Source organism: Actinophytocola algeriensis, from assembly GCF_014203735.1.
GTDB classification, from domain to species: domain Bacteria; phylum Actinomycetota; class Actinomycetes; order Mycobacteriales; family Pseudonocardiaceae; genus Actinophytocola; species Actinophytocola algeriensis.
In genome coordinates this window covers 913406-925122 of sequence record NZ_JACHJQ010000003.1, presented here as the reverse complement: position 1 = coordinate 925122, position 11717 = coordinate 913406, and the positions used below count along the sequence as shown (strand labels likewise).

Sequence of the window (11717 nt, the reverse complement as noted above, 5' to 3'; positions counted from 1 at the left end):
CAGCCCCGGGGGGTCGGACTGAACCGGTCCGGCATGACGCCGGATGTCCCCACTGTATCCCGTTACGTCCAACTCGTGGTTGCAACTTGCTCGAAGTGGGGCAACGAACCCGTTCCGACACGCACTACCTGCGGCAACCGACGGGAGTGAGGTAGCCCTCCTATGCTCGGCGGGGTGACAGAGCTGCGCGCCGCCGCGTTCTTCGACCTTGACAAGACAGTCATCGCGAAGTCCAGCACCCTTGCCTTCAGCAGGCCTTTCTTCCGCAACGGTCTCATCAACCGGCGTGCCGTACTGAAAGGCGCCTACGCGCAGTTCGTGTTCGCGGTCTCCGGCGCGGACGCCGACCAGGTGGAGCGCATCCGCGCGCACCTCACGGCGCTGTGCAACGGCTGGGACGTCCAGCAGGTCCGGGCGATCGTCGAGGAGACGCTGCACGACATCGTCGACCCGCTGGTCTACGCCGAGGCGACCGAGCTCGTGGCGGAACACAAGGAAGAAGGCCGCGACATCGTCGTCGTGTCGGCGTCCGGGGCGGAGATCGTCACGCCCATCTCCGAGATGCTCGGGGCGACGCACAGCATCGGCACCCGCATGGTCGAGGTGAACGGCAAGTACAGCGGCGAGATCGACTTCTACTGCTACGGCGACAACAAGGCGACCGCCATGAAGGAGCTGGCCGCCGAGCACGGCTACGACCTCGCCGCGAGCCACGCCTACTCCGACTCGATCACCGACCTGCCGATGCTCGAGGCGGTCGGCCACCCGACGGTGGTCAACCCGGACCGGGGGCTACGCGTGCTGGCGCTCGAGCGGGGCTGGCCGGTCCTCGAGTTCACCAAGCCGGTGTCGCTGCGGTCGCGCTTCCAGCCGTCCGGCACGGCGGTCGCGGTCACCGCGATCAGCCTCGGCGCCATCGCCACCGCCGGCGCCACGTGGTATGGCATCCACCGCCGCAGGAAGCGTTGAAACATTTCAAGGAATGCACCCGGTCGGTGGTACGAGCCGTGTCACCAATCGATTAAGGGACACGGAGAATACGCTCACAATGCGTTGCCGTCGACCACCCAGGGAGTCTTGAACGGTGCACCCCAACGTGGTCTTGAAGTGACCTTCGCCACTGGGTACAAAGGAGGTGCGGAGTTTCGATCGGCCAGGGGCCAGACGAAGAGAAGCCTGGTCCACCCCGGTGACACTCCGTGCACGAGCACCGGGCACCCACGCGCAGCGAGCCGCGGGAGGCATGTCGTCAAGGGACTGCGTACCGGGACGCCGGACGCCGAGGCCAGGTAGGTACGACACTGTTGCACGCTTGGTAACCCGTGTAGCTCGTGCGGTTGTTTTGGGCGATCCCCGTCCGCCATTACGGCGGACAGGGATCGCTCTTTTCGTGTGAGGACACGAGTCGCACTTTTGTCGGTGCGGCGGGCTAGGTTAGGCCGAACACCTGCTTGCCCACGGGATCGTCCCGTGGGTAACTTACCGATGCTGTCAGCTATCGGTTAAGAGGTTACGGATTGTCCCGCCTTGCCGGCCAAGGAGGCCGCTGTGTCTCTGTCCAGAACATCCGCCCGTCGCAGTCTGTCCGTCGCGGTCGCGGCGGTCGCGACCACCGCCATGGTTAGCGGTACCCACCCGGCCTCCGCTGTGGCCGGCACCGCGACTCCGCAGGTGAGCAGTGCAGCGGCGGCCGAGGCACTCGCCCGCGCGGAGATGCGCGGCATGTCGCTCGAGCAGAAGATCGCCCAGCTGTTCGTGGTCTCCGTGTGGGGCAAGGGCGCCGACGAGGTCCACCCCACCAACCAGGCGAACTACGGCGTCGACACCCCCGCCCAGGTCGTCGAGAAGTTCGGCGTCGGCGGTGTCATCTACTTCAACAACAGCGGCACCGACAACGTGGACAACCCCGCGCAGATGGCGGCGTTCTCCAACGGCCTGCAGCGCGCCGCGGTCCGCCACAACACGCGGATCCCGCTGATCGTGGCCATCGACCAGGAGGGCGGCAACGTCACCCGCCTCGAGTCGCCTGCCACGGAGTTCCCGGCCAGCATGGCCGTCGGCGCGGGCCGCAGTGCCGCCGACGCCAAGACGGTCGCCACCCTCAACGGCCGCGAGCTGCGGGCCATGGGGATCAACCAGAACTTCGCGCCGGTCGCGGACGTCAACTCCAACCCCGACAACCCGGTGATCGGCGCGCGCTCGTTCTCGTCGCGGCCGGAGCTGGTGAGCCAGCTGGTGACCGCCGAGGTCGAGGGCTACCAGGAGGGCGGGCGGCCGAACCAGACCGTGTCCTCGTCGGCCAAGCACTTCCCCGGCCACGGCGACGCCGCGACCGACAGCCACACCGGCCTGCCGAACATCGACCGCACCGAGGCCGAGTGGCGTGCCATCGACATGCCGCCGTTCCGGGCCGCCATCAAGGCGGGCGTCGACTCGATCATGACCGCGCACATCCAGGTGCCGAGCCTCGACCCGTCCGGCGTGCCGGCCACGGTGTCGAAGCCGATCCTCACCGGCCTGCTGCGCGGCGAGCTGAAGTACAAGGGCGTGATCGTCACCGACGCGCTCGGCATGGGCGGCGCGAACGTGTTCCCGCCGGAGGAGATCCCGGTCATGGCCATCGAGGCCGGTGTCGACCAGCTCCTCATGCCGCCGAACCTGCAGCTTGCGCTCGACTCGGTGAAGGCGGCCGTGGAGAGCGGACGGCTGACCGAGCGGCGCATCGACCAGAGCGTGCTGCGGATCCTGCTGCTCAAGCTCAAGCGCGGCATCATCACCTCGCCGTTCGTGGACGAGGGCAAGGTGGCGGGCATCGTCGGGACGCCTGACCACATCGCGCGGGTCCAGCAGGTCAGCGACCGCACGACCACGGTCGTGCGCAACGACGCGAACCTGCTGCCGCTGGCCGGCGACCTCGGCAAGGTGCTGGTGACCGGCATCGGTGACACCCGCAGCCCGCAGTGGCTCGCCGACAGCCTCAACCGGCGCGGCGCCACGGCAACGGCGTTGTCGACGGGCGCCAACCCCAACGCGACGACCATCGCGAACGCGGTGGCGGCAGCCAACACCTCCGACCTGGTCGTCGTGCTGACCAACAACCTCAAGGACCGGACCGCGCAGCGGAACCTGGTGAACGCGCTCCTCGCGACCGGCAAGCCGGTCATCGCGGTCGCCTCCCAGATCCCGTACGACGCGGGTTACGTCGACGCGCCGACCTGGGTCGCGACCTACGGCTGGCGCGCACACGCCATGGAGTCCCTCGCGAAGGTCCTGACCGGCGAGATCTCGCCGCGGGGCAAGCTGCCGGTCGACATCCCGGTCGGCGGCACCTCTGACGTCCTCTACCCCTTCGACCACGGGGTGACCTGGTGAGCGGCAAAGACAGGCGCGGCATGGACCGCCGAAACTTCCTGATGGCGTCGGCGATGGCGGCACCCCTCATGGGTGTCGGCGCGGCGACGGCGAGTGCCGACGAGGAACGCGGGCACTCGCACCGCGGCACGACGACCGGCGCGGAGTCGCTGGCCGCCGACGGCTGGCGCAGGTTCCGCGGCCGCAAGGTCGGCATCCTGACCAACCCGACCGGCGTCCTGCGCGACAACACGCACATCGTCGACTCGATGGTGGCCGCCAACATGCCGCCGACCGCGGTGTTCGGGCCGGAGCACGGCTTCCGCGGCACCGCGCAGGCGGGCGGTTCGGAGGGCGACTACCTCGACCCGCGCACCCAGATCCCCGTCTACGACACCTACACGCTGACCGCGGCGAAGATCGCCGACCAGTTCCGCAAGGCGGGCATCGACCTGCTGGTCTTCGACATCGCGGACATCGGCGCGCGCTTCTACACCTACATCTGGTCGATGTACAACGCCATGCACGCCGCGGTGCTGACCGGCATCGACTTCATGGTGCTCGACCGGCCCAACCCGGTCGGCGGCACGCCGTACGGCCCGATGCTGGACCCGGCGTTCTCGTCCGGTGTCGGCCGCAAGCCGATCGTCCAGCAGCACGGCATGACCGCGGGCGAGCTGGCCAGGTTCTTCGACGCCGAGTTCCTGCCGGCGGACGCGGGCGGGCGGCTGCGGAGCCTGGAGATCGTGAAGCTCAAGGGCTGGCGGCGGGACGACCTGTTCTCCGACACCGGGCTGGAGTGGGTCTTACCGAGCCCGAACGTGCCGACCCCGGAGACCGCGCTCGCCTACCCGGGCACCTGCCTGTTCGAGGGCACCGTGTTCTCCGAGGGCCGGGGCACCACGCGGCCCTTCGAGATCATCGGCGCGCCGGGCATCGACTGGCGCTGGGCGGAGGCCCTCAACCAGGCAGGGCTGCCGGGTGTGCGGTTCCGCGAGCACTACTTCGCGCCGACGTTCTCCAAGTGGGTCGGCAAGGTGTGCGGTGGCGTGCAGCTGCACATCACCGACGAACGGCGCTTCCAGGCGATCAGGACAGCGGTCACGATGCTGGTCACGGCCAAGCAGGTGCACCCGGACGTCTTCGGCTGGCGGCCGGACAACTTCATCGACAAGCTCTCCGGCTCGACCCGGCTGCGCACGATGATCGACGCCGGGGCGACGGTCAACGAGGTGATCGGCGCGTGGCGCGACGAGCTGGCCGCGTTCGCGAGGCTGCGGGAGCAGTACCTGATCTACCGGTGACGACCGATAAGAGGTGGCCATGTCCGGAGTCCTTCGTGTCACCGTCCTCGCACTGGCCGTCGCCGTGACGGCCGGTTCCGGCGTGAGCGTGGCCGAGTCGCGGGGCGGGGTCACCGGCCGCTTCGACGTGCCCTTACCCGGGTACGCGTCGCCACACACCGCACTGCGGGACGGGTCACCTGCCTCGGTCGGCCTCGATCCCGCGCCGATCGACGCGGCGCTCACCCGCATCGACGAGTGGACCAGGAAGAACTACGACCCGAGGCTGACCGTGCCGCTGTACTCCGGCGCGGTCAGCCTCGTCGCGCACGACGGGGTCGTGGTCAGCAGGAAGACCGCCGGGTACGCGGTCCGGTACGCCGACGGCGCGGGCACCGAGCTGCCAGAGGACCAGAAGGTCCCGATGCGCGAGGACACCATCTTCGACATGGCGTCGGTGTCGAAGCTGTTCACGTCGATCGCCGTGATGCAGCTGGTCGAGGCAGGCCAGGTCGACGTGAACGCGCCGGTGGCGACCTACCTGCCCGAGTTCGGGGTGAACGGCAAGGAGTCGATCACCGTCGCCCAGCTGCTCACGCACACGTCCGGCCTGGTCTCGTGGATCCCGCTGTGGTCGAGGTACCCGGACATCCCGGCGCGGATCAAGGCCGTGATGGACATCGCGCCGCGCACGACCCCGGGCACGAACTACGAGTACTCGGACCTGAACCTGATCACGCTCGGGGTGCTGATCGAACGGATCACGGGCAAGAAGCTGGACGAGGTGGTGGCCCAGCGGATCACCGGGCCGCTGCGCATGGTCGACACCGGCTACAACCCGCCCGCGTCCAAGCTGGACCGGGTCGTGGCCACCGAGTACCAGACGGCACCGCCGCGCGGCATGGTGCGCGGCTCGGTGCACGACGAGAACGCCTGGTCGCTGGGCGGGGTCGCCGGGCACGCCGGGGTGTTCTCCACCGCCGGTGACATGGCGATCCTGGCGCAGACGATCCTCAACGGCGGCTCCTACCGAGGACACCGCATCCTGCGGCCGGAGACGGTCACGGCGATGATCACCGACCACAACGAGGCCTTCCCCGGTCACGATCACGGCTACGGGTTCGAGCTGAACCAGATGTTCTACATGGGCGCGCTCGCCGGCCCGCGCACCGCGGGGCACACCGGGTACACCGGCACGGACGTCGTCATCGACCCCGCGTCGCGGTCGTTCGCGATCCTGCTCACCAACCGGGTGCACCCGAGCCGTAACTGGGGGTCGATCAACATCGCCCGCGAGGCGCTGAGCAGCGGACTCGCCAAGGCGCTCGCGGTGAAGCCCCGGCACGGCCGGGACGCGTGGTACTCGGGCATCGGGGACGCGTCGTCTGCGTCACTGACGACTGTCACGCTGCACCCACGGCAACCCGTTCGGGTGAACTTCGACGCCTTTGTGGACACGGAGAGCACCGATCGGCTGATATTCGAAGTAAGCACCGATGGGGTGACGTGGACGGCGGTCCCGCTGTCCGTCCACGGCCGAGGCGCACCGGACGAATCGGTCGAAGCACTCTCCGGCAACGGCCACCGCGCATGGTGGCGGGTCGAAGCTCGACTGCCACACGCAGCGGAGATCACGTTGCGCTGGCGATTCGCTACCGATGCCCGGTACACCGGGCGCGGCGTGCATCTTGATCAGGTCGTGGTCACGGAACGTGGTCGGACGCTCCTCAACGGTGAGAAAGAACCCCACAAGCTTCAGTCAGACGGCTGGCAGCTCAGATCACGATGAGGAAGAAAAACTGGTTGAAGCGCTAACAAGGTGCGGCGATACATCGACTGGGTTGTTACACCCACACAACCGCACCTGAAGTTTCACCCAGATTTGGGTAGCGTTGTCTACAGACGACGGCTGCCGCCTTGTCGTTCCACATGCCTGTTAGTAAGTTTCCCACGTGAGCGCGAGTGCCATGACCACACAACACACTGAGTCAAGTCCGCTGGTCCGAATCCGGTCGCTTCTGCCCGGTCTGGCCCGCGCCGAACAGCGCGTGGCGAAGGTCGTCCTCGACAGCCCGGCCACCGTCGCCCGTCGCAGCATCACCGAGGTCGCCGAGGCGGCCGGTACGAGCGAGACCACCGTCACCCGTTTCTGCAAGGCCATCGGCGTCGGCGGCTACCCGGAGCTGCGCATCGCGCTGGCCGCGGACACCGCCCGTTCCGAGGCCCGCGTCGACCGGGACCTCGGTGGCGAGATCGCCCCCGACGACGACATGGCGACCGTGGTCGGCAAGGTCACGTTCGCCGACGCGCGTGCCGTCGAGGAGACGGCCGCGCAACTCGACGCCGAGGTGCTGGAGAAGGTCGTCGTGGCCCTGGCGTCGGCGGGCCGGGTCGACGTCTACGGCGTCGGCGCCAGCGCGTTCGTCGCCGCCGACCTGCAGCAGAAGCTGCACCGCATCGGGCGCATCAGCTTCGCCTGGAGCGACACCCACATCATGCTGACCTCTGCCGCCGTGCTCGGGCGCGGCGACGTGGCCGTCGGCATCTCGCACACGGGCGCGACGGCCGACACCGTCGAGGCCCTGCGCGAGGCGCGGCGCGCCGGTGCCACGACGGTCGCACTGACCAACTACCCGACCGCGCCGATCAGCGAGGTCGCCGACCTCGTGCTCACCACGGCGGCGCGGGAGACCACGTTCCGGTCCGGCGCCATGGCAAGCCGGATCGCGCAGCTGACGGTCATCGACTGCCTCTTCATCGGGGTCGCCCAGCGCCACCTGAACGACTCGATGAAGGCCCTCGACGACACCAGGGACGCGGTGGGCTCGCACCGGCTGGAGACCCGCCACGACGGTCGCCGCAAGGCGCGGGAGACCGGTAAATGATCGGTGGGGGAGGCAGCAACATGACTGTGCCGCGACAGGCCGTACACGTCGAATCGCCGACGGAACGGCGGAACCCGCGGACGACGGATCTTGATCAGCTGCCGACTCTCGACCTCCTGAGGTCGATCAACGCCGAGGACCGTCTCGTCCCCGACGCGGTGGCGGCCGCGCTGCCCGCGCTCGCCGCCGCCGTGGACTTCGCGACCGAGGCACTGCGGGGCGGGCACCGCGTGCACTACGTGGGCGCCGGCACGTCCGGCCGGCTGGCGACGGTGGACGCGGCCGAGCTGGTGCCGACGTTCAACGCGCCTTCCGACTGGTTCGTCGTGCACCACGCGGGCGGCGACCACGCACTGCAGAACGCGGTGGAGAACGCCGAGGACGACGACGAGGCGGGCGCGGCGGAGCTCGCGGCGTCGGCCTCGGCGGGCGACTTCGTGCTGGGCCTGACCGCGTCCGGGCGGACCCCGTACGTGCTGGGCGCGCTGCGTGCCGCCCGTGAGCTGGGCGCGCACACCGGCCTGGTGTTCTCCAACCCGCACGCGACGGGCCTGCTGGACATCGACGTGCTGGTCGAGGTCGACACGGGCCCCGAGGTGGTCGCCGGGTCGACCCGCATGAAGGCGGGCACCGCGCAGAAGCTCGTGCTGACGGCGTTCTCGACGGCCGTGATGGTCAAGCTCGGCCGCACCTACTCGAACCTGATGGTCAGCATGCGCGCCACGAACGCCAAGCTGCGCGGGCGGACCCTGCGGATCCTGCAGGAGGCCACCGGCGTGAGCAGACAGGAGTGCGCGGCCGCGCTGGACGAGGCGCACGGGGACCTGAAGGTGGCCCTCGTGCACCTGCTGTCGGGCGTCGACCCGGAGCGCGCCGCCGCGGTACTGGCCGCCACCGACGGCCACGTCCGCCAGGCCCTGACCAAACTGGACGCGACCGCGGTCTGAACGCTGGCCAGCACACCTGAGAGGTGGCCGAGATGCTGCTGTCCTGTGGATCTTTGTGCTGAGGTCTGCGCCTGGTCAGCAGTCACCTCAGGGGAACGTGACTTTTGAATGCGGGGAGGCGGATCAGTCAGGCGGGTAGTGCGGCTTCCGCGATGCTCGTCGCCTCGCGGGCACCCGCCTCGATGGCCTCGCACGAGAACAGCAGCCACTCGGTGAGGCCGTCGCCGCCACTGGCGAACGCGGCGGCCGCCTCGCGGTAGCGGTCGGAGCGGCGCAGGTAGAAGACCTCCGGCACGATCAGGCCCTTCGGGTCGAGGCCGGTCGCGATCATGGTCAGCCGCGCGGCGGCACGCGCGACCACGCCGTCCGCGGTGCCGAACGGGGACAGTGCCAGCAGCTCGCCGTGCACGACGGCGGTCAGGACCGGCCCGGGCACCGAGGTGCCGCCCGCGACGATCTCGGCCAGGATGTCCAGCCGCTTCGAGATCCAGCGCGCCTGCCGGGGACGGCCGAGCGACTCGTCGTCGGCCAGGTCGGCGGCCGCCAGGACGTGCAGCCGGGCCAGCGCCTGCATCGGTGCGCGCTGCCACACCGCCAGGATCGGGCCGATGGACTCGCCGATGCGCAACGCACCCGCGAGGTGCGGGTCCGTGACCTCGCCGGTAGCCGGGATGTCCGCGGCGCCGCCGTCGAGCGCGGCGGACGCGCGGGACGCGCGGACCGACGCCTCGGCCGCGGTAGCGGGCCAGCCGCGACGGTTCGCCGGGTGTCCGTGGACCGCGTCGACCGCCTCGCGTGCGGCGGCCACCGCCTCGTCGACTCCGGGCAGGTCCAGCAGCGGCGCCAGGGGGTCTGTCACGTGGACGGACCCTACCGGGTGACATCCGTTCGGGAACCCCCAGTTCATTGGTCTGGACCTCTGTACGTGCTGTTGCCAGGCGTGATAGAGCACTACCGTTCACGGCAGACACACGCAGTCCCCCCGGGGTCGAGGAGGATCCGCATCATGACCGAGCAGTCCGGCCAGGGCCAGACGCTGGACAACCTGCTCACGGAGAGCAGGACCTTCCCGCCGAGTGACGAGTTCGCGCAGCAGGCGAACGCGAAGGCCGAGCTGTACGAGCAGGCCGACGCCGATCGCGAGGCGTTCTGGGCCGCGCAGGCGGAGCAGCTGACCTGGGAGACCCCGTGGAACCAGGTGCTGGACTGGTCGAACGCGCCGTTCGCGAAGTGGTTCGTCGGCGGCAAGCTGAACGTCGCCTACAACTGTGTCGATCGCCACGTCGAGGCCGGCAACGGCGACCGCGTCGCGATCCACTGGGAGGGCGAGCCCGGCGACGGCCGCACCATCACCTACGCCGACCTGCTGCGTGAGGTGTCGAAGACCGCGAACGCGCTGCTCTCGCTGGGTCTGACGACCGGGGACCGGGTCGCGATCTACATGCCGATGCTGCCCGAGGCGATCTTCTCGATGCTCGCGTGCGCGCGGCTCGGCCTGACCCACAGCGTCGTGTTCGGCGGGTTCTCCGCCGAGGCGCTGCGGTCCCGCATCGACGACGCGCAGGCCAAGCTCGTGATCACCGCCGACGGCCAGTACCGGCGCGGCAAGCCCGCGCCGCTGAAGGCCGCCGTGGACGAGGCGGTCGCGAAGACGCCGTCGGTCGAGCACGTGCTGGTGGTCAAGCGGACCGAGACCGACGTCGAGTGGACCGAGGGCCGCGATATCTGGTGGCACGACACCGTCGACGGGCAGTCCGAGCAGCACACGCCGGAGGCGTTCGACTCCGAGCACCCGCTGTACATCCTGTACACCTCGGGCACGACCGGTAAGCCGAAGGGCATCCTGCACACGACGGGCGGCTACCTGACCCAGACCGCGTACACGCACCGGAACGTCTTCGACCTGAAGCCGGAGAGTGACGTCTACTGGTGCACCGCCGACATCGGCTGGGTGACCGGGCACAGCTACATCGTGTACGGACCGTTGGCGAACGGCGCGACCGAAGTCGTGTACGAGGGCACGCCCAACACGCCGCACGAGGGCAGGCACTGGGAGATCGTGCAGAAGTACGGCGTCACCATCTACTACACGGCGCCGACGCTGATCCGCACGTTCATGAAGTGGGGCAAGGAGATCCCCGAGAAGTTCGACCTGTCGTCGCTGCGGGTGCTCGGGTCGGTCGGTGAGCCGATCAACCCGGAGGCGTGGATCTGGTACCGGGAGACCATCGGGTCCTCGAAGACGCCGGTGGTCGACACGTGGTGGCAGACGGAGACGGGCGCGATCATGATCTCGCCGTTGCCGGGGGTGACGCACGCGAAGCCGGGTTCGGCGCAGCGCGCGCTGCCGGGCATCTCGGCGAAGGTGGTCGACGACCAGGGCAACGAGGTCGCGGCCGGTGGCGGCGGCTACCTGGTGCTCGACAAGCCGTGGCCCGCGATGCTGCGCGGCATCTGGGGCGACGAGGAGCGGTACCGGGACACGTACTGGTCGCGGTTCGCCGACCAGGGCTTCTACTTCGCGGGCGACGGCGCGAAGTACGACGCGGACGGTGACGTCTGGCTGCTCGGCCGCGTCGACGACGTGATGAACGTGTCCGGCCACCGCATCTCGACGACCGAGGTGGAGTCGGCACTGGTGTCGCACCCGACGGTGGCCGAGGCCGCGGTGGTCGGCGCGTCGGACGCGACCACCGGTCAGGGCATCGTGGCGTTCGTGATCCTGCGCGGCGGCGTCGCCGAGGACGAGGCGCGCGGCGAGGCCGCGATCAAGGCACTGCGCGACCACGTGGCGAAGGAGATCGGCCCGATCGCGAAGCCGCGGCAGATCATGGTGGTGCCGGAACTGCCGAAGACGCGGTCCGGCAAGATCATGCGCCGCCTGCTGCGCGACGTGGCGGAGAACCGCGAGATCGGCGACGTGACGACGCTGGCCGACTCGTCGGTCATGGAGCTGATCTCGTCGGGTCTGAAGGGGTCCGGCTCGGACGAGTGATGTGTGACGAGTGACTGAACGGGCCGCGATCCCTCGAGAGAGGTCGCGGCCCGTTCCGCCGTGTCCACAAAGGACACTCAAGCCTGAACGCCAGCGGATCTGACCCACCCAGGGCGCAAACGTCCGCGTCGCTCGCGCGCGATACCCAACCCCCACCCTGTCCCGGGGGCGTCCCGCCTTGCCAGTCTACCAGTTGGGGCTTGGATTTCAAGGGCTGTGCGCCCAACTGTGGACAACTCACCGTGCTGTGGACAAC

At 69.4% G+C, this 11717-nt stretch carries 8 protein-coding genes; 7 read left to right on the top strand and 1 reads right to left on the bottom strand.

The window, feature by feature from the left end; translation table 11 throughout:
- Positions 1-162 precede the first annotated feature (162 nt).
- From FHR82_RS16720 to FHR82_RS16695, 6 genes are all read left to right on the top strand, one after another.
- Positions 163-969 (top strand): HAD-IB family hydrolase, encoded by an 807-nt coding sequence (locus FHR82_RS16720; protein WP_184811284.1) that lies wholly within the window; start codon positions 163-165, stop codon positions 967-969.
- 648 nt (positions 970-1617) lie between these two features.
- On the top strand, positions 1618-3372 hold the full coding sequence (locus tag FHR82_RS16715) for a glycoside hydrolase family 3 protein (RefSeq protein WP_184811571.1): 1755 nt from the start codon (positions 1618-1620) through the stop codon (positions 3370-3372).
- A 20-nt stretch (positions 3373-3392) separates the two neighbouring features.
- Positions 3393-4655, top strand: coding sequence for an exo-beta-N-acetylmuramidase NamZ family protein (locus tag FHR82_RS16710; RefSeq protein WP_184811570.1), 1263 nt, complete (start codon positions 3393-3395; stop codon positions 4653-4655).
- 19 nt (positions 4656-4674) lie between these two features.
- Positions 4675-6423, top strand: coding sequence for a serine hydrolase domain-containing protein (locus FHR82_RS16705; protein ID WP_184811283.1), 1749 nt, complete (start codon positions 4675-4677; stop codon positions 6421-6423).
- A 178-nt stretch (positions 6424-6601) separates the two neighbouring features.
- The gene (locus tag FHR82_RS16700; protein ID WP_184811282.1) at positions 6602-7519 is read left to right on the top strand and encodes a MurR/RpiR family transcriptional regulator; all 918 of its coding nucleotides are present in this window, start codon (positions 6602-6604) and stop codon (positions 7517-7519) included.
- Between the two features lie 20 nt (positions 7520-7539).
- Positions 7540-8466 (top strand): N-acetylmuramic acid 6-phosphate etherase, encoded by a 927-nt coding sequence (locus FHR82_RS16695; RefSeq protein WP_184811281.1) that lies wholly within the window; start codon positions 7540-7542, stop codon positions 8464-8466.
- A gap of 127 nt (positions 8467-8593) precedes the next feature.
- Here the strand turns inward: FHR82_RS16695 and FHR82_RS16690 are convergent, their stop codons facing one another.
- Complete coding sequence (locus FHR82_RS16690; RefSeq protein WP_184811280.1) at positions 8594-9325, bottom strand: Fic family protein; 732 nt, start codon at positions 9323-9325, stop codon at positions 8594-8596.
- A 147-nt stretch (positions 9326-9472) separates the two neighbouring features.
- Between FHR82_RS16690 and acs the strand changes: the two genes are divergently transcribed.
- A complete protein-coding gene (gene acs, locus FHR82_RS16685) occupies positions 9473-11461 on the top strand; it encodes an acetate--CoA ligase (RefSeq protein ID WP_184811279.1) in 1989 nt (662 codons plus the stop codon).
- Positions 11462-11717 lie beyond the last annotated feature (256 nt).